General features: G+C 58.6%; 18 protein-coding genes. 10 read left to right on the forward strand and 8 right to left on the reverse strand.

Going from position 1 to position 18,630, the window contains the following annotated elements:
* Window positions 1–43 precede the first annotated feature (43 nt).
* Both HYPMC_RS00880 and HYPMC_RS00885 read right to left on the reverse strand, forming a co-directional pair.
* Window positions 44–1,543 carry an aldehyde dehydrogenase gene (locus HYPMC_RS00880; protein ID WP_013945847.1) on the reverse strand — a complete coding sequence of 500 codons (1,500 nt, stop codon included), beginning with the start codon at window positions 1,541–1,543 and terminating at the stop codon, window positions 44–46.
* Window positions 1,544–1,566: 23 nt separating this feature from the next.
* Window positions 1,567–3,207, reverse strand: a complete 1,641-nt coding sequence (locus tag HYPMC_RS00885; protein ID WP_013945848.1) for a GMC family oxidoreductase — start codon at window positions 3,205–3,207, stop codon at window positions 1,567–1,569.
* Between the two features lie 17 nt (window positions 3,208–3,224).
* On the opposite strand from HYPMC_RS00885, the gene HYPMC_RS00890 reads away from it, so the two are divergent.
* Window positions 3,225–3,464, forward strand: coding sequence for a hypothetical protein (locus HYPMC_RS00890; protein WP_155831139.1), 240 nt, complete (start codon window positions 3,225–3,227; stop codon window positions 3,462–3,464).
* A 198-nt stretch (window positions 3,465–3,662) separates the two neighbouring features.
* Here the strand turns inward: HYPMC_RS00890 and HYPMC_RS00895 are convergent, their stop codons facing one another.
* Complete coding sequence (locus tag HYPMC_RS00895) at window positions 3,663–7,211, reverse strand: molybdopterin cofactor-binding domain-containing protein (RefSeq protein WP_013945849.1); 3,549 nt, start codon at window positions 7,209–7,211, stop codon at window positions 3,663–3,665.
* Window positions 7,195–7,761 carry a (2Fe-2S)-binding protein gene (locus HYPMC_RS23530; RefSeq protein WP_081740939.1) on the reverse strand — a complete coding sequence of 189 codons (567 nt, stop codon included), beginning with the start codon at window positions 7,759–7,761 and terminating at the stop codon, window positions 7,195–7,197. Before HYPMC_RS23530 ends, HYPMC_RS00895 begins: the two co-directional genes overlap by 17 nt.
* Before the next feature lie 300 nt (window positions 7,762–8,061).
* On the opposite strand from HYPMC_RS23530, the gene HYPMC_RS00905 reads away from it, so the two are divergent.
* The 6 genes from HYPMC_RS00905 (at window position 8,062) to HYPMC_RS00930 (ending at window position 13,126) form a co-directional block, all read left to right on the forward strand.
* Window positions 8,062–9,207 carry an FAD-dependent monooxygenase gene (locus HYPMC_RS00905; RefSeq protein WP_013945851.1) on the forward strand — a complete coding sequence of 382 codons (1,146 nt, stop codon included), beginning with the start codon at window positions 8,062–8,064 and terminating at the stop codon, window positions 9,205–9,207.
* Entirely contained in the window at window positions 9,207–10,004 is a 798-nt protein-coding gene (locus HYPMC_RS00910) for an alpha/beta fold hydrolase (RefSeq protein WP_013945852.1), read from the forward strand. The genes HYPMC_RS00905 and HYPMC_RS00910 overlap by 1 nt, the downstream gene beginning before the upstream one ends.
* Window positions 10,005–10,060: 56 nt before the next feature.
* A complete protein-coding gene (locus HYPMC_RS00915) occupies window positions 10,061–10,807 on the forward strand; it encodes an Asp/Glu racemase (protein WP_013945853.1) in 747 nt (248 codons plus the stop codon).
* Window positions 10,807–11,457: an N-carbamoylsarcosine amidohydrolase gene (locus HYPMC_RS00920; RefSeq protein ID WP_013945854.1), complete on the forward strand. Its 651-nt coding sequence runs from the start codon at window positions 10,807–10,809 to the stop codon at window positions 11,455–11,457. The genes HYPMC_RS00915 and HYPMC_RS00920 overlap by 1 nt, the downstream gene beginning before the upstream one ends.
* Before the next feature lie 44 nt (window positions 11,458–11,501).
* Window positions 11,502–12,530 carry a hypothetical protein gene (locus HYPMC_RS00925; protein ID WP_013945855.1) on the forward strand — a complete coding sequence of 343 codons (1,029 nt, stop codon included), beginning with the start codon at window positions 11,502–11,504 and terminating at the stop codon, window positions 12,528–12,530.
* Window positions 12,531–12,700: 170 nt separating this feature from the next.
* Complete coding sequence (locus HYPMC_RS00930; protein WP_050976846.1) at window positions 12,701–13,126, forward strand: MarR family winged helix-turn-helix transcriptional regulator; 426 nt, start codon at window positions 12,701–12,703, stop codon at window positions 13,124–13,126.
* 561 nt (window positions 13,127–13,687) lie between these two features.
* Here the strand turns inward: HYPMC_RS00930 and HYPMC_RS00935 are convergent.
* The gene (locus HYPMC_RS00935) at window positions 13,688–14,095 is read right to left on the reverse strand and encodes a site-specific DNA-methyltransferase (protein WP_081740940.1); all 408 of its coding nucleotides are present in this window, start codon (window positions 14,093–14,095) and stop codon (window positions 13,688–13,690) included.
* A gap of 143 nt (window positions 14,096–14,238) precedes the next feature.
* Here HYPMC_RS00935 and HYPMC_RS00940 point away from each other — a divergent pair, with 143 nt between their 5' ends.
* Window positions 14,239–14,796: a hypothetical protein gene (locus tag HYPMC_RS00940; RefSeq protein WP_013945860.1), complete on the forward strand. Its 558-nt coding sequence runs from the start codon at window positions 14,239–14,241 to the stop codon at window positions 14,794–14,796.
* A 125-nt stretch (window positions 14,797–14,921) separates the two neighbouring features.
* Here the strand turns inward: HYPMC_RS00940 and HYPMC_RS00945 are convergent, their stop codons facing one another.
* The 3 genes from HYPMC_RS00945 to HYPMC_RS00950 all read right to left on the reverse strand — a co-directional run bounded on the left by HYPMC_RS00945 (window position 14,922) and on the right by HYPMC_RS00950 (window position 16,723).
* Complete coding sequence (locus tag HYPMC_RS00945; protein WP_013945861.1) at window positions 14,922–15,338, reverse strand: hypothetical protein; 417 nt, start codon at window positions 15,336–15,338, stop codon at window positions 14,922–14,924.
* A gap of 318 nt (window positions 15,339–15,656) precedes the next feature.
* Entirely contained in the window at window positions 15,657–15,797 is a 141-nt protein-coding gene (locus HYPMC_RS24010; RefSeq protein WP_155831141.1) for a hypothetical protein, read from the reverse strand.
* A 29-nt stretch (window positions 15,798–15,826) separates the two neighbouring features.
* Complete coding sequence (locus HYPMC_RS00950) at window positions 15,827–16,723, reverse strand: LysR family transcriptional regulator (protein WP_013945863.1); 897 nt, start codon at window positions 16,721–16,723, stop codon at window positions 15,827–15,829.
* Between the two features lie 290 nt (window positions 16,724–17,013).
* On the opposite strand from HYPMC_RS00950, the gene HYPMC_RS00955 reads away from it, so the two are divergent.
* Window positions 17,014–17,763: a glucose 1-dehydrogenase gene (locus HYPMC_RS00955; protein WP_013945864.1), complete on the forward strand. Its 750-nt coding sequence runs from the start codon at window positions 17,014–17,016 to the stop codon at window positions 17,761–17,763.
* A gap of 83 nt (window positions 17,764–17,846) precedes the next feature.
* A complete protein-coding gene (locus tag HYPMC_RS00960) occupies window positions 17,847–18,446 on the forward strand; it encodes an NADPH-dependent F420 reductase (RefSeq protein WP_013945865.1) in 600 nt (199 codons plus the stop codon).
* The last annotated feature ends 184 nt before the right edge of the window (window positions 18,447–18,630 follow it).

Raw genomic sequence — 18,630 nt, forward strand, 5'->3', positions numbered from 1 at the left:
ATTCCTGAGCGGGCGGTTTTCGTTTCTCAGCTGTGCGTGCGTTTTAGAGCACGGCGCAGACGGACTTCACTTCAGTGAATGTGCGGATGGCTTCGGAGCCTTCTTCGCGGCCCCAACCGGACTGCTTGAAGCCGCCGAAAGGAAGCGCCGGGTCGTAGAAATTGTGCGCATTGATCCACACGCTACCGGCCTTGATCCGTTTCGCCATCTTGTGCGCGACAGAGATGTCTCGCGTCCAAACGCTGGCGGCGAGGCCATAGATCGTGTTGTTCGCCTTAGCCGCAATCGCGTCGAGCTCATCATCGCTGAACGACTGAGCGCACAGCACCGGCCCGAAAATTTCCTCGCGCACGACCGACATGCTGTCCGTCGTGTTGGCGAGGATTGTCGGCTGCATGAAGAAGCCGGCGCTGCCGATGCGTTCTCCGCCTGTTACGACCTCGGCGCCTTCCTGCTTGCCTTGATCGAGGAAGCCCATGACCTTCTGAAGCTGCGCCGAAGAGATCATCGGGCCCATCGTCGTGTCGGGCTCAAGCCCGTGGCCGATCTTCAGTTTTTTGCTTTCCTCGGCGATGCCTTCGAGCACGCGATCGTGGATCGACTTGTGCACATAAAGCCTAGTGCCCGCCGTACAGACCTGGCCCTGATGGAAGAAGATCGCGCTGGCCAGACCCGGAATGGCCTTATCGAGATCGGCATCCGGAAAGACGACCATAGGCGACTTGCCGCCGAGTTCTAGCGTTACACGTTTGAGGTTGCCCGTTGCGGCTTGCGCGATTTTTCTGCCCGTCGCGACGGAGCCAGTGAAGGCGACCTTGTCGACACCTTCATGTTCGACAAGCGCGGAGCCTGCAGGCGAACCATATCCGGTCACAACGTTGATGACGCCGGGCGGGAAGCCGACCTCTTCCGCGATCTCGGCGAACCGCAGTGTGCTCAGAGGCGTCAGCTCAGATGGCTTGACGACGCACGTGCAGCCGACAGCAAGAAGCGGCGCGAGCTTATAGGCGGTCAGAACCAGCGGGAAGTTCCACGGCGTGATCGCAGCAACTACACCGACTGGCTCACGCTGCGTGAAGGCGTGATACTCGCCTGGAGCCGAGAGCGAAACAGTCTCGCCTGAGGCCTTTCCTGCCCACCCTGCCATATAGTGATAGATATTGGCGGTCAGGCCGACGTCGACATATTTCGCATAGGCGAGCGGCTTGCCGCAGTCGATGGCTTCGATTTCCGCCAATTCATCGCCAAGCTCTTCAAGCCTGCGCGCGAGCTTGCTGATCAGCTTACCGCGTTCGAGACCGGGCATATTGGCCCACACGCCGCTTTCGAAAGCCTTCCGAGCGGCTGCGACGGCCTTATCAATATCGGCGGCAACCGCGGCCGTCGCGCTGCTGATAACGTTTCCCGTTCCGGGATCGACGACGTCGATCCTTTCGCCCGAAACGCCTTCCGTCCACGCGCCGTCGATATAGAGTTTGTGCTTGCGCGCGAAGAACTCTTGGGTCTTGGCCGACGGAGTGGGTATCGTGACATTGATATTCATGGCGGCGTTCCTTTGAGTGCCTCTCAGGCTGCGGCGGCGGATTTTGAGCTGGAGAAATTGTATGCGGCAGCGATGATCTCGGCTGCGCGTTCGCCGATGATGACCGTCGGCGCCATGGTGTTTCCTGTCGAGATTGCCGGCATGATCGACGCATCGGCAATGCGCAGACCTTCGATGCCGTAGACTTTGAGATTGCCGTCAACGACCGACATCGCATCCCGTCCCATCTTTGCCGTGCAGCTCTCGTGGAAGTAGGTGCCGGCGGCATTGCGGACGAAGTTCTCCATGTCTGCGCCCTTGAGATCGCCCGGCATGCATTCGCGCTTGCGGTACGGCGCGCAGAATTCCGAATTGCCGATATCGCGGCACATCTCAACGCAGCGAACCATCGCCTTCATATCGGTATCTGTGCTGAGGAAGTTCGCGAAGATGAGAGGTGCGTCGAACGGATTGGAACTTGCGAGCTTGATCTCGCCGCGGCTGTCGGGACGCGCCAGGCCAGGAGCAAGCGTCCATGCCGATGCCGGTCCGATGGGCAAGTCGAAATCCTTCGCCGTCACTTCGCTGCCGAACGGCGTCTCTTCCAGAACCGGCATGAGGTCCGGTGTCTTGAGACCCGAATGCGATTTCGCATAAAAGACGAATTCAGCAGCGTTGTTCCGCGGCGGCTCGGGCACGATGTATTCCCAGCAGCAACCTGCAAGCAGGATGTGATCCTGGAAATTCTTGCCGACGCCCGGTAGGTGCTGACGAACGTCGATGTTGTGCCGTTTCAGTTCGGCTTCATCACCGATGCCGGAGAGCATCAGTATTTTAGGCGTGTTGATCGCGCCAAGCGACAGCACGACTTCTTTGTCTGCCGAAACCGTGAAGCTCTGTCCGCGACGGACGAAATTCACGCCCGTAACGCGTTTTCCGATGAACGTCAGGCCCGTGATTTCCGCGCACATCAGGATGTGAAGATTGGGGCGATCCATATACGGGTGAAGGTAGGTCGCCGACATCGAAACACGCTGATTGCCGTTTTGAACAAGGACGTTCGGCAGGCCGCAACCGCCGTCACCTTCCATCGCTTCGCCGTTGATGTCTTCGACGAAGGGAATACCGATTGCCTCGGCGCCTTTGATAAGACCTGCAACCAACGGAATGGGATCTTCAGGTTGGAGAATGTTGAGCAGGCCATCGGTACCGCGGCGCTTCGCGTCAGCGGGGCCATTCCATTTTTCAATACGGCGGTAGATCGCCAGGATGGATTCATAATTCCAGTCTTGGTCGCCCGCTTCTTCCGCCCAGAATTCAAAGTCGTGCTTGTGCCCGCGCGCCCAGACCGATCCATTGATCGACGAGCCGCCGCCCAACAGCTTGCCCATCGGAAGCAACGGGGTGCGCCCGTTGACAGTCGGCGAGGGTTGCGCCTTGAAGCCCCAATCGCGTTCGGTGCCGATGTTCCACATCCATTGCGTAGAATCGATGACCGACGGCACCCGATCGCTGCCGCCCGCTTCAAGCAGCAGGACATTGACGTTCGGATTTTCAGCGAGACGCCGTGCGACAACGCACCCAGCCGATCCGCCGCCGCAGACGATAAAGTCGTAAGACGATCTGATCGTCTCCGTCATGATCTCGCGGTCGGGAGAAAGTGCGGAAAGGGGTGAGGATGTCATGACAGGAGTTCCCGTTGGTGAGTTGGTCAGATTTTCGATATCGTTTCGGCGTCGCATGCGGGCGCCGTAATTTTCTTGTGGGCTGGGCGCTGTTTGAGCGCGTGGGAAGAGGTGATGCCGATGTCACATCGCTTCCGGACATATCCGGCGAAGTGAGCGATACGCAGCCCGTTTCGGCGATCAGACAAGCTTTCGTCTCTCTTTCTCAAGACCAGGAATTTAGAGAGTGTACGCTATTTCTCTTGTTCTATATCTGACGCTAAAACTTCGTGCAATATAGGGCCCTGCTCAAATAAAATGCATTTGTGCAAGTAAATATTGCAAATGGTAGGGTAAATGACGGATTCGTAAGATGCCGTGGGTCACAACATATCCGTAAACAGAACAAGCGTAGGCACTATACTGGCGCGATCTGCTGCGACGGAATGGGAAGACGCTACGTTATGAACGGAACTCTAATGCGTCGAAACTGCTCGGGCGGCGCCGATGGCTTCGGGCAAATCGCTCCATGCGGCTTTCGATGGCGCAAAACGGGCACGCAAATATGCCAATAGCTCGGCAAGCTGCTCATCGTCGAGCACGGTTTTGAAGGAGGGCATGGACATGATCTCCGTGCCCTTGCGTCCGACTTTTTGAGCGAGAATCTCGGGCGCATCGACGCCATTCAATATCGCCTGCAGGACGTTGTTCGGCTTGTCGGTGTGCAGGTTGCTATTGAGAAACAACGGCGCGAGGATCTCATCCTGCGTGTGGCAGGAGGCGCAGGCGCCCTTGAAAAGACGCTCGCCGCGTGGAGCGATAAGCGCGGCCTGAGCTTCGGCAGCAGAGCTAGCCGACGCTGCCGCTGCGATCTGGGCAGAGGCATCGGCATTTCCAGCCTCGGGCTTTTGCATGCTTGCGAGATAATGCGCCATCGCTCGTATGTCCTGGTCGGGAAGGGGGACAAGCGATGCGACGACGGGAGCCATCGGTCCGGCAGCGCTGCCATGGTGGGGCGTGTGGCCGGAGCGCAGATAGTCGTAGAACGCTGCTTCCGTCCAGCGAACGGGTGAGCGCGCCTCGCCATTGAGCGCGGGTGCTTCCCAGCCATCGGCAAAGCCGCCTGATAAATGCGCTTTGCCGCCTGTTTCGGCCCCAAGAATATTTCGGGGCGAGTGGCACGCTGAGCAATGGCCGAGCGTTTCGACAAGATACGCGCCGCGATTCCACTCTGTCGTTTCTGTGGAATCATAGGGGAAGGGCTTCGCATTTAGGAACAGCGCGTTCCATCCCGCCATTAGCCCTCGCACATTAAATGGAAAGCGGAGCTTTGTTTCGGGAGCTTTCGTTGAAACCGGGGCTTGCGTCATCAAGTAGGCGTAGAGCGCCTGCAGATCCGCCTCGCTGGTGCCTGCGAAGGACGTGTACGGGTGCGCCGGATAGAGATGATGGCCGTCGCGGCTGATGCCATCGCGCATCGCCTGTTCGAATGCCGGATAGGACCAGCTTCCGACGCCGTTTTTCTCATCCGGTGTGATGTTGGTCGCATAGATTGCGCCGAATGGCGTGTCGAGCCGGCGGCCGCCCGCGAATGCTTCGCCGTTGGGCCCGACATGACAAACGTTGCAAGCGCCTGCGGCTGCGGCGAGCCGCCCGCGCTCGATCGTTGCGGCGCTGTACGTTGTCAAATCGGGGCGAGGAATAGGGTCGATTGCCGGACGCCAGGGCGAGCCAATAGTAAGCAGACCCGCCGCGGCTGCTACGAAACTCGACAGTCCGATGTTTCGCAGCCACTTGAGCTTCTTTTTCGGTTGCGGCTCGGCGCGGAGCGGGGTTCCGCCGAGTGCCGCCAAGACCCGTTCCGGAGTAAGCGGCAGCTCGCGAAAGCGAACCCCTGTTGCATCGAAGACGGCATTGCAGATCGCCGCCGCGCTAGGGACGGACGCAGATTCTCCGACGCCAAGCGGCGGTTCCTCTGGCCGCGGGATCATCAGGACATCGATTTCCGGCACTTCAGGGAACGTGATGAGTGGATACCCACCCCACTCCTGGCTTTTGACGGCGGTCGATGAAAATTCGACCTGCTCCTTCAGCACACGACTGGTCGACTGAATGATGTTGCCGTGAATTTGGTGGCGTACACCGGCGGGATTGATCATCATCCCGGAGTCTTGACCGCATATCACGCGTGTTACGGCGATCTCGCCGGTCTTGCGGTTGACGGCGACGTCGGCGACCCAGGCCGCCCATGCGGCTGCAGTGCCCGGAAATTTGCCATGGACGTAGACGGCATAAGCAAAGCCGCGGCCGTAAAGTAAATCGCCTTCTCCACCGAGCGTCTGCGGCTTCGTGTGCGGAACCCATTTCGCGCGTTCCGCTACGGCACGAACGAGGTCGATTGCACGAGGGTCCGTGAGATAGCGCAAACGATATTCGATCGGATCGACAGCCGCCGAAGTCGCAAGCTCGTCGATGAAGGACTCGTGCGCAAACGAATTCGGTAGCGCAGAAACGCCGCGAAACCATGACGCGCGCGCGATGGGCGGCATGTCGTGAACGGTGACGCGCAGGTTGCTGTAAGCGTAGGGCGGGATCGCCGTTCGATCGCCCATCTGCACCGTATCGGCGACCGCCGCGACCTTGCCCGTCAACAGCAGCGATAGCGTCGGGGAAAGATTGGAGGGATAGCGCGTTTCGAAGTCGTAGGCGGCCGGACCGCCTTCGAGATCAAGGCCGCCCCTGACGTCGATGACCTGCGCGGCGCCTTTCGGCTCCCATGCGTGTTCTTGCTCGCGTGTCAGCTGTACGCGAACCGGTTTGCCAACCGCACGCGATAACAGGGCCGCATCGGCCGTGACGTCGTCGGCGCAATTGCGGCCGTAGCAACCGGCGGCCTCTAGGCGCTCGACCGTGATGCGATCTTCGGGCATGTCGAGCAGAAGGCTCAGATCCCGCCGCATTGGAAAAGGGTTCTGCGTCCCAGACCAGACGGTCAACGCATCATCGCGATAATCGGCGACGGCGCAGGAAGGGCCGATAGAACCGTGCATCTGATAGGGCCAGACGTAGGTCCGATTCATCGGTTCCGTCGCGCCTTCGAGGGCTTGATCGACATTGCCGCGATCCGCCAATTTGCGCGGCGTTGCGGGATTTGCGCGAAGCGCATTCTCGGGAAAGTTTAAATCCGGCTGGCCGGGCGGCGAATGCCACACGGTTTTGAGCTGAGCGGCAGCCAACGCCGCGTTCTCTTCGCGTGTCGCGACGATGCCGACGAAATCTCCGATGATGATGACCGAGACGATGCCCGGAATATGAGCGATCGAATTTCTATCGACGGAAATCAGGCTTCGCCCGACATGCTCTCCATGGTCAAACCCGCCGTAAGGCGGACGCACGACGCGGCCGTGGAGCATGCCGGCGACGCGGACGTCGTGGACGTAGGTCCATCGACCCGTTGCCTTGGCTGGGATATCGACGCGCGCTTGCGATGCGCCGACAATGCGATATTGCGAGACGGGTTTCAGAGGTGCATCGGGATCGATATTTAATCGGATGCGCTGACCGGCGATGAGTTCACCGAACGTCGCGCTCTCATTGCTGCCTGTCGTGCTTCGTATCACGCCTTCTTCGACAACGAGGTCGCTGGGTTCGGCGCGAAGATGGCGAGCGGCGGCCTGCAGAAGGTGATGTTTTGCAGTCGCTGCTGCCCGACGGAGCGGATTAGCTGCAACCTGGATTGTCTCGCTGGCTATTGTCGCACCCTGGTCGGGGGTGACGGACGTGGTGCCGAGCACCATCGAGACGTGCTCGAACCGAACGTCGAGTTCTTCCGCAATGATCTGTGCGAGCGATGTTCTTATGCCCGTACCGAGATCGACGTGACCGTTAAACCCGGTAACGCGGCCCATCGCATCGATGGCGATAAAAAGCTCGAGCGGTCCATCCGGCTGCTTGGTGGCAACGACCGTCAACATGTCGCCCTGATCGAGATAGGCCACCGACGTGCTTTCAATGTTGCCCGGCATTGCCACTCTCGTTTTTGTCGTTATCAGCGGTTTGGTGGATGTCGTGCTGTTCGCTTGGCGATCTTGGCTGCTGTTTGCGCTTGGCGGCTGCGTGCCGGACCGCTGCCAGAATTTCGACGTGCGTACCGCAACGGCACAGATTGTGTTTCAGGGCCGTGCGGATATCCTGATCACTGGGATCGTCGTTTCTCTGCAGAAGAGCGACGGACGAGATGATCATCCCGTTAAGGCAATACCCGCACTGCGCTGCCGACTGCTCAATAAAAGCCTGTTGCACGGGGTGAAGTGCATCATTCTCGCCGAGACCTTCCAGCGTAACGATTCGTCGCGCGCCAACCGATCCTAGCGCGATCGTGCACGATCGCACGGCGCGTCCTTCGATCAATACGCTGCACGCGCCGCATTCACCCAGCCCGCACCCGTACTTGGGGCCGTTGAGCTCGAGGTCGTTCCTTAGGATGTAGAGCAGCGGCGTTTGAGGGTCCGCGCAGACGGTGACCTGCTTGTTATTGACGTGAAGCTCGACGGCGCCAGCCTTAGTCGTGCACAAATTCGTGCATCTCCGTTGCGCTCAGACGACCATGCTTCGATGCGCAAGGTCTCAACCTCTTTGATGCCTCGGATAGCATCGAATATCCAAGCGACGCAATAACAAGCGTATACGCTTTTAATGCCGAGATGCCATTAATGGCGCCCGTCGGCAAAAGTGTCTATAAAAGGCTATTTTGCTAAGTTTATGTGCACTAATGCTAATAGTTAGTCACACAAAGCGCTTGCCAACAATAGTGTGTACGCTTAAATGGCGTCATCGAGACGCCCTGTAGGCGCTTGCACATCCTCTTACTCTGCAATGATTGATATGCCAAAGCACAAGAAGACGATCGCGATTATCGGTGCCGGACTCGGAGGTGCTGCAGCTGCCGCGCTGCTTCAGCATGCCGGTTTCGAGGTGCAGCTCTATGAGCAGGCGTTCGGCTTTTCCCGCCTCGGTGCGGGTATCCACATGGGACCGAACGTTCTCAAGATTTTCCGGCGCATCGGCATCGACCAAAAACTCGCCGAGATCAGCAGCAAGCCGAAATTCTGGTTCAGCCGCGACGGTATAACCGGCAAATACCTATCGCGCATTCCGCTTGAGGGTTACGGCGCGACCTATTGCACTGTTCATCGCGGCGATCTTCATAAGTTGCAGATTGCAGCACTTCAGCCTGGAACGTTGCATTTCGATAAGCGCCTCAAGCAGATCGATGATGGCGGGAACGACGTTTATCTCGAGTTCGAGGATGGCACCTCCGCGCGTGCGGATATCGTCATTGGCGCCGACGGGATTAACTCGCGTGTCCGCGAAATTCTACTTGGCGTCGAAAAACCGAATTATAGCGGCTGGGTCGGTCACCGGGCTGTTATCCCCGCGGACAAACTGAAAAAGTACAATCTCGATTTCGAGGAATGCGTGAAGTGGTGGGGCCCGGACCGTCACATGATGGTCTATTTCACGACCGGCGATCGCAGCGAATACTACTACGTGACGGGCGTTCCGCACGACGCCTGGGATTTTAAAGACCCGTTTGTCCAAAGCAGCCGGGAAGAGATGGCGGATGCCTTCAAAGGCTATCATCCCGTTATCGAGGCACTCATCGACGCGACGGACGAAGTTACGAAGTGGCCGCTTTTTAATCGCAATCCGCTACCGCTCTGGAGCAAGGGAAGGCTGGTTCTGCTCGGCGATGCGTGCCACCCGATGAAGCCGCACATGGCGCAAGGTGCCGCCATGGCGATCGAAGACGGAGCGATGCTTGCACGTTGTCTCGGCGAGACGGGCATCGAGAACTATTCGAGCGCATTCAAGCTTTATGAATCCAATCGTCGAGACCGCGCAACGCGTGTCCAGACAGTATCGAACGCCAACACGTTCCTGCTTACGCAGGAAGACCCGGCCTGGGTCTATGGCTACGATCTTTATGCCGAGCCCTTGAAGAGCGAGGCAATTGCGTGATGGCCGGTCCGCTCCACGGCGCGAACGTCTTCGCAAACGGCATTCGTCAGCATTACTTGCGTTACGGCGGCAAGGGGCGCGCGGTCATTCTCATTCCCGGCATTACGAGCCCGGCGATTACATGGGGGTTCGTTGCCGAACGCTTGGCGAAAGATCATGACGTCTACGTTATAGATGCGCGCGGCCGCGGGCTGTCGTCGACCGGGCCGGATCTCGACTACGGCCTTGATGCGATGGCCGCAGACGTTGTCGAACTCGCAAAGGTCTTGAAGCTAGAGAAGCCGGCACTCCTCGGTCATTCCATGGGTGCCCGTGTTGCGGTTCGTGCGGTTGCCGGTGATAAATCCGCCTTTTCACGCGCCGTTTTGGTCGATCCGCCGGTGTCGGGTCCAGGCCGACGGCCCTATCCGAGCAAGCTTGAGTGGTACGTCGATTCCATTCGTCTCGCCGTGAAGGGCATCGACGCCGAGGGCATGCGTGCTTTCTGCCCGACGTGGACGGACGAACAGCGCGCGCTCCGCGCCGAGTGGCTTCATACCTGCTTCGAGCCTGCGATTGTTACGGCATTCGAGGACTTCCACAAAGACGACATCTTTCCCAGCGTTCCGAGTCTTTCGCTGCCCGCAATGCTCATGGTCGCCGGTCGCGGCGGAGTGATTACCCAGCAGGATGTCGATGAGTTCAGGGCGCTGAAACCGGATATCGAAGTCGTCCGCGTGGAGAACGCCGGTCACATGATTCCATGGGATGACTTCGACGGTTTCTTCGACGCGCTTGGAAATTTCCTCGTTCGATAACTCGACAGCCGAAGAACGAGAAGAAGCTAAAAAATTGGAATAAAGGAACGCAAGCCTTGAATTATCGCATCGGTCAGATCGTGCCGAGTTCGAATACGACGATGGAGACGGAAATTCCGGCGATGCTCCTGGCGCGGCAGGCCATTCGTCCTGAGCGCTTTACCTTCCATTCCAGCCGTATGCGCATGCGCACGGTGAAGAAGGAAGAGCTGAAGGCCATGGATTCCGAGTCGGATCGTTGTGCTGTCGAGCTTTCCGATGCTCGTGTCGATGTCCTGGGTTACGCCTGCCTCGTCGCGATCATGGCGCAGGGCTCAGGATACCATCGTGTTTCCGAGCTGAGGCTGCGCAGTCGTGCCTCTGAGAACGGTGCTGATGTTTCTGTCGTGACCAGTGCCGGTGCGCTTATCACAGGCCTGAAGGCGATGAGGGCAAAGCGCCTCGCGATCGTCGCGCCGTATGTGAAATCCCTCACCGAACTTGTCGTCAATTACATTCGCGACGAGGGCTTCGATGTTCAGGATTGGCGCGCTCTCGAAATTCCGGACAACCTCGAAGTCGGTCGTCATAACCCCGATAAATTGCCGGATATCGTTCGCACGCTCGATCTTGGCGGCGTGGATGCCATCGTGCTGTCGGCGTGTGTGCAGATGCCGTCTCTTTCCGCCATCGCCAAGGTGGAAGCGATCACCGGCAAGCCAGTCATCACCGCGGCGGTTGCTACAACTTATTGCATGCTGAAGGCGCTCAAGATCGAGCCTGTCGTACCAGGTGCCGGCGCATTGCTGTCTGGAGCATACTGATGGGTGGGGCTCCGCAAACCGCAGCAGCAAACTATCAAGGCGTCTGGGGTGAACGTATCGGTTTTGGTGATCGTCCGGCGCTGCTCGTCGTCGATTTTCTCAAGGCCTATACGCGGAAAGAGTCGCCGCTTTTCGCGCCGGGCGTGGTCGATGCCGTCGCGAATACGCCGGAGCTTCTCGCCGCTGCGCGGCAGGCCGGGATTCTTGTCGTCCACACCCGCATTCTGTATTCCGCGCCGGACTGCGCCGACGGCGGCATCTGGGTGAAAAAGGCCCCGGTGATGAAGGCGATGGTTGAAGGCAATGTCCTGGCGGAATTCTGCGAGGGTGTTGAGCCGGAAAAAGATGAGCCGGTCATCGTCAAGCAATACGCGAGCTCTTTCTTCGGCACGAGCCTCGCATCACTTCTTCATACGCAAAAGGTCGACACCGTCGTCATTGCGGGCTGCTCGACGAGCGGCTGTGTTCGCGCCACGGCCGTCGATGCAGTTCAATACGGTTTCCGCACGATAGTCGTCCGCGATTGCGTGGGCGATCGTCATCCTGAACCGCATGCTGCCAATCTCTTCGATATCGACAGCAAGTACGGGGACGTCGTCAGCAAGGCTGACGCGATCGCGGCGATCAAGGCCGCGCAGACAACTCGCTAATATCGATCACAAGTAACCGCAGAGCGCTGAAGGGAGATAAGTCGATGGACCGGAATGTCTTGACGGAAATGTGCCTCGAGCAGCTGACGCTCAGCGGCGTGCATGAAGGTGAGAAAGTCATCGTTTTGTCCCAGGGCGAGGAACGCCTGGATTACGCCGATGCGTTTCTGGCTGCGGGTCAGCGGCTCGGTTGCCAGATGTATCATATGCGTCTCCCCGCTCCGATGCCTGAGACCGGGGCTTGGGCCGTCGGTAAGACTGGGCTTGCCGCCATGCCCGACGCGGTCGAGGCATTGAAGCAGGCCGACATGGTCGTCGATCTGATTTTCTTGTTGTTCAGCGATGAACAGATGGCGATTCAGGCCTCGGGCACGCGCGTGTTGACGGCTGTCGAACCCGCCCCGTTGCTCGCGCGCCTAATGCCGACGAAGCAACTGCGCGAACGCGTCGAAGTCGGAGCCGAACTCCTGGCCAAAGCCAAGACGATGCGGATTACGAGCAAGCACGGCACCGACGTCGTCTATAAGCTCGGCGTATATCCGACGATGAGCGAATATGGCTACACCGATCAACCCGGCCGGTGGGATCACTGGCCGGCGGCTTTCGTCTTTACCGGTGGCGCGGACGATGGCGTTGACGGCACGATCGTTTTGGCGCCGGGCGACGTCCTTCTTCCTTTTAACACGTATGTTCGTGAGCCCGTGACCTACACGATCGAAAAGGGCTTTATTCAGGATATTCGCGGTGGTCTCGACGCTGAGCTGATCAAATCCTATATGGCGACATTCAACGACCCGCGCGGATTCGGTATGTCTCATGTCGGCTGGGGCTTGGATCATCGCGCGCACTGGCATGGATTGACGCAATTCCCTGGCGGTATGGGTATGGAGCTGCGGTCGTTCTACGGAAACGTTATGTTCTCGACCGGCCCGAATAACGAACTCGGCGGCCCGAACAATACCGCGTGCCACCTCGACATCCCGATGCGGAACTGCAGCCTCTTCCTTGACGACCAGCCGATGGTCCTCGACGGCCAGATTGCCGTGAAAGAGATGCTGCACGTTTTCGGCTAGACAGTGAGCGGTGCATGCAGCGCCGCGGCCATCGCCGTCATCGTGGATGTGCCATCAGCTCCTTGTTTGCATCGCTTCAGTTGCGACGTTCTGCAAAGAGCGCTATCGCAAAGGAGAAAACGAGCGGGAGGCTGTGAGTGACGAAAGAGAAGCCTGGCACGCAACGGCGAATGCCGGGAACGTATAAGGTCACCGAGCAGGTGGGGCACCTGATGCGCAAAGCGTATCAGCGTCACCTTGCGATTTTTCAGGAGAACGCCAGCGATCCCGATTTGACGGCCGTGCAATTCACGACGCTCTGTGCGCTTCGGGACAACGGCCCAAGTTCTCAAGCCGAACTCGTTAAAGTGACAGCCATTGATCAGGCAACCATCCGCGGCATCATCGAACGGCTAAAAACACGCGGCCTCATAAAGGTGACGAAAGATGCACAGGACGGCCGCAAGGTCATAATGTCGTTGCTGCCCGCGGGGGAGACCGTTTTGGATGACATGTATCCAAGGGCGTTTCACATCAGCGAATTGACAGTGGCGAACCTTAATCCGGCGGAGCGCATGGCGTTCACATATCTTCTTCAAAAAATCATCGATGGATGAGCCTTACCCGGGATGCTTGCGACTAAACTTCGGCTGCCGGCGCTGAGGGCAAGCTTTGCTGGCCGTAAAGGTCGCGACCGAAAACGGACATCTTTCCGTTCAGACGGCGTCGTCGATCTATGCTAACTGCTAATGTCTGGAATAAGCTCAATCGACATTCGCGATGCTGAACTGCTCGATTTAATGCGCCGACTGCTAATGGCCTGAAGCGTCATTTAGCCGTCGTCCGCTTTCTCGGCAAAGCCGCTGTCCGTCACCGGAGCATGCTGCATTCGCTCAGGTCAGCTTCTGGGGTAAAGCCGATATCGCGTCAGTGCCCAATGGCGGCATTAGTGCTTCTTCATCCTCGAACTACCCCTCGCGCTCCTCGGGACAGGTGTGGTTTGAAGTCGTTGACGATTTAAGCGTCAAGCATCTCGGTTCTGGTAAGGATAACTCGCCATTGATATTGGCGACTATAGGGTTGGGTTATTTTCCTTCGAGGCAGAAGTCGAGGTCCGTTTTTTGCCTAACGTCGAGGTTTAGTTTACGTCGCCCTGACCGGACGATAGCGTGCGCTTATCACTCTGCAGGCCTTGTTTCCTGCATCCGCCGTTCCGCCAGCTCCAAGGCCGTCTCCCCGGTCTCGCGCAGAATTCTTTGCTCACCGGTGACTTCGTGGTAACGACGCAGGATGACATCGACGTAGAGCGGATCGAGCTCGAGGCCATAGCAACAGCGACCGGTCTTTTCGGCGGCGATCAGCGTCGAACCTGAGCCCAGGAACGGGTCAAGCACGATATCATCGCGGTTGGTCATGTCGAGCAATGCGTCTTCGAGCATCGCAACTGGCTTAACGGTCGGATGGTCCTGCAGTCCGCGGCGCGCATCGGAGCCCATGCTGGATGCGCCGGGATAGGTCCAGGTATTCGAGCGCCAGCGGCCGTGCTTACGGAGTTCGATGTTATAGATGTGTGGCGCGGTGCCGATTTAGGAATTCCGTTCGGAAGCGATCACCCATTCACCTACCATGAGGGCAAGAGAATTCTGAGTTTGGCTATGAGTGAGTTGCGACAACGGGGTGATCTCCAGGGGGAACTCGGCATGAACCCGTCAACGCCCGGACGACCATCATGGGAAGGAGCGAAAACTGGGTATGGGATTTTCTTACTCTCGGCACCGCGAATGAAAATGATGCCTTTACGAATAATCCTCATCTCACACTGGGCATCTTGCCAGATACTATTGACGCGATGGTCACTGTTCCGAATGCGGTGAACCGCGCTATGAGAAGTAGGTTGATCGATTTGGGAGAGTCAGGTTTTCGACAGCTCACGAGCCAGATCGTTGCAAACCTGAAGCCTTTGCTCAATGAGCATCCCGGAGCGACCCCGCGCTTCCGCGGCGTTCAGCGACGGCATCCTTCGCAAAGGTCCACGCCCTTCATCGATGCTTTGATAGAGTTTGATCTGCGAACTGCAGTTGATAGCGATGATGCCCCCAAAAGCCAGCCGCGCTGGCTGGCCGCCGGCTACAATTCCTTTGTCAACAAGGAAGGTTCAAATTACCAGATCCAGATGGGCGTACTTTTCCCCTATGAGTATTGTCCCGAGCTAAGCGAACCTGGGGCGATCGAAATGATCGCTAAGGCGTGGCTCTACTGCAAGCCATTGGTCGATTTGGCCCGATAGAGCAGTCAGCAAGCTTGTGCGTTTCACAACTGTCGCGCTTTGACAAGGATAAGCGCGTGCCTGCGTGAATAGCAATGTCATCGGGATACCGATAATGGCGGGCGAACAACATGCAACGGCGACCGCTAACCTATCGAGAATTGGGCTTTGAGACCGGCGATCAAGCTGTCGGCGAAGCGCTGTGCCTTAGCCGGTGTCGGCTTATGAACGGATAGCACATTGACCGCACCACCAAGCTTGATCTTCAAGGCCTTGATCTGAGGAAACTCGGCCGCGGGCAGCGCATCGATGGTACTCGACAGGCTCAAGGACCATTCTGCGGGCGACAGGGACGTTGGGTACGCGCACTCGATCGCGATCATACCGACCAAGCTGCCCATGACTAGATTGAGCGCTATGACCTTTTCGTTCTCGGGGAGACCGGCGAGGCTGAGGGCATAGAGGACACGCTCGACGAGGAGGGGATTCAGATAGTAGTTTGCCGCTATCTCGCGCCCGAACAGCAGAGCGACTTTCCGGTGCTTATAGAAGGCGGAGAACACGGCATCGAATAGGTCCCGAAGGTACCCCTCGCAGGTCTCGTTCGGTTTGGGGGGCGTGCCACATCCGCGAGTACGGTCCGGATCGCTTCGGTATGGATCTCGGCGAGCCTACCCGGAAAATGCGCATATATGGCGGACGGGGCGACGCCGAGTCCCTTGGCAATCCCGGCTATGCCAAGGTCAGGATTGTCATCAAGGAGTGAAAGAGCTTTAGCCGCGCGCTGCGCTCGGGGTGATCTCTGGCGAAAACGCTCTTGGCGATCCCTTCAGGCTGTGCAAGGACCCGGCCGGCGCTGCAACGCGATGCGAGGTTGCGGCTCAGCCCGGCGTGATCGCCGTGGCGCCGAAGGCGTTTACGAGGATGTTGAAGACGAAGATCGAGAGTGCGGCTTTGGCTTTCACCACCTGAGGCCCCCTGGTTAGGACGCCGAGGATGTCCGCTTGCAGGCACTTGTCCACTGCAAGCGTCGCCGGCGACCTGCGGCGCGTCAGTCGCGCGATACGGATAGTCCCGCCAAAAGCGGCGCGTACGCGGCGAGCCTGCGGGATACGAACTCGGTGAAGAGCCGCACGCGCTTCGTCTTGCGTGTCTCCCCTTGCGTGAGAAGCCAGAGCGTTCCGTACATGTGCAGGTCGGTACCCGGCACCCTCACCAGTAGAGGGTCAACGTCTCCGACGAAGCAAGGCAGTGTCGTGATCCCGAGCCCTTGCCGTGCCGCCATGAGCTGCGCCTCGGCGTCGGTGACCCTGAACGGAACCCCCGTGGTGCGAACCTCGCCCTCGCCGGCCCAGTCCGGAATTCCATGAACGCTTATGACGATCCACCGCATGGGATCGGGCGCGCCCGCACGCCACGCGGCTAGGCGACCGCGGGACATGTAGACGGCGCCGAACACCTCCGGTCCCTTCAGACCGTGAAGATTGAGCGGCAGGGTTTTGCGGTCGTAGACGACCCTGATCGCGACGTCGGCCTCTCGGTTGGTCAGATTCGCCAGCTCGCCGGACGACAAGATTTCCATTTCGATGTCCGGATGCAGACGCGCGAAATCGGCGAAGTCCGGCATGAGCAGGTGTGTCGCGAGGGGTGGCGCCAGCGTCACCCGCAGAAGGCCGCGCACGCTCTGGTCGCGCCCGAAGATACGCGTTTCTAGTTGGTGCGATGATTCTTCCATCTGTTTTGCGAGCTCGAGGACCTCCTCGCCCGCGGTCGTTGGGCGGTATCCCGAAGGCAGCTTTTCGAACATGTGCGCCCCAAGACGTTCCTCGAGCTGGGCGATGCGTCGTAGCACGGTCGAGTGATTCACTCCGAGGCGCTCGGCGGCAGCCCGCACCGAGCCTTCGCGCGCGACGGCAAGAAAGTAGCGAACATCGTCCCAGTCGATCATGGTGCATTCTGGCACCGGATGGCGCCCCTTCCAAGCTTATAGCAAACCGTTCGACCGGCTGGTGGGATATGGCCGCTACGGATGATTGTCATAGCCTATGCCGCGAAATGCGGCCCGATTTTCCACCGCGGAGACGTGTGGTCCCCGTCGGCGCCCGCCGTCAACCCGGATCGATTCTGCACCACCGATGTGCGTGCTTCCGCACTCCATGCCCGACGCCAGACAACGTATGTCGAGGTCCTCCGGGGCCTCCCCGGACACGCGAAAAACACAGCTTCGAAGGAGACGTCGTGGGAAAGCTTGAGGGTAAGGTTGCAGTTATTACGGGTGGCAACAGCGGGATTGGCTTCGCTACGGCGAAGCGCTTCGTCGAAGAAGGCGCGCACGTCGTCATCACTGGCCGACGGGACAAAGAGTTAAAAGAGGCCGCATCCTTTATCGGGGGAAACGTCACGACGGTCGCGGGCGACGTAACGCGCCTGGAGGATTTGGACCGGCTCTATGCCGTTGTGAAAGAGAAACACGGTCATATCGACGTGCTATTCGTAAATGCAGGCTGGGGCGAAGTCGCTCCGCTCGCGGCGGCTACCGAAGCTCATTTTGACAAAATCTTCGACTTAAACGCGAAGGGACAGTTCTTCACAGTGCAGAAAGCCCTTCCCCTCTTCAAAGATGGTGGCTCGATTATCCTGAACTCTTCAGTCGCGAACGTGCTGGGAGTGCCAGCGTTTACCGTCTATGCCGCGGCCAAGGCAGCTGTGCGTAGCTTCGCACGTGGCTGGACCATGGAGCTGAAAGACCGCAAAATTCGTGTGAATGCTGTAAGCCCAGGGCCAATCGAGACTCCAGCACTTGAGAAAGCTGGCCTCACTCCTGAACAAGCCCAGCAAGCTGCCGAGCAATTCGTCTCGCAGGTTCCACTCGGTCGCAGAGGTAAGCCTGAGGAAATCGCGGCCGCCGTAGTGTTCCTCGCCTCCGATGAAAGTTCTTACATTGCCGGCGTGGATCTAGCCGTCGATGGGGGCATGGCGCAGGTCTAATCACGGTGTGGTCCTGCGATTGGCCTTCCAGCCCGCCAGTCGTGGGACCACCTTTAATTTTAACATAAGATCAGAGAAGCATTATGAGTTACGCAATTATCGGCTTCGGCAAGATTGGTCACGCTCTTGCCAAGGCATTTGCCCGTAACGGCATTGAAGTGTCTGTTGCAACCACGCGAGACCCGGCAAGCTTTGCGTCCGATGCGGCCATGATCGGACCCACAATCATTCCCCAGAAATTGGCGGATGCTGTCAAGGCGGACGTTATCTTTTTAGCTGTCCGTTTCGAGTCACACCCAGAGGTCGCGAAGGTGCTGTCCAACTGGAGAGGAAAGACTATCGTTGATACGATGAACTCGCAGCTACCCCTCGAAGAAATGGACGGCCTCCTGTCTTCCGCTTTCGTCGCAAAGTCGTTCACCGGGGCCAAGCTCGTGAAAGGGTTCAATCACCTCATTGCAAGCACGCTGGCTACCGATCCGACCATCGAAGGTGGCCACCGGGTCGTCTTTCTGTCGAGCGACGACGAGGACGCGATCGCTCCCGTGGCGGATTTGGCCAAACAACTCGGGTTCGCACCCGTTAAACTGGGCAAGCTCAACGAGGGTGGCGCGCTGGTGCACGCACGCGGCCGCACTTGGGGCCAGCTGATCTTCCAGGACCTGTTCAAGAAGGAACCGTGACCGATTTCGACCATGTGATCTGGCCCGGGCGGGATGATCCGAAGACCTCGGGCATCTCTCGTCGGCCGCAATGAAATGTCCGCCTCCCACCCCGAACCGAATTTCGGAAGGTCGGCTTAACGGACAGCGGCCGTGGCGGCACCATCTCCCTAATCAGGGTTTTTGCACGGCCTGCCTCGAAACG

Origin of the sequence: Hyphomicrobium sp. MC1 (assembly GCF_000253295.1) — a bacterium.
Taxonomy (GTDB): Bacteria; Pseudomonadota; Alphaproteobacteria; order Rhizobiales; family Hyphomicrobiaceae; genus Hyphomicrobium_B.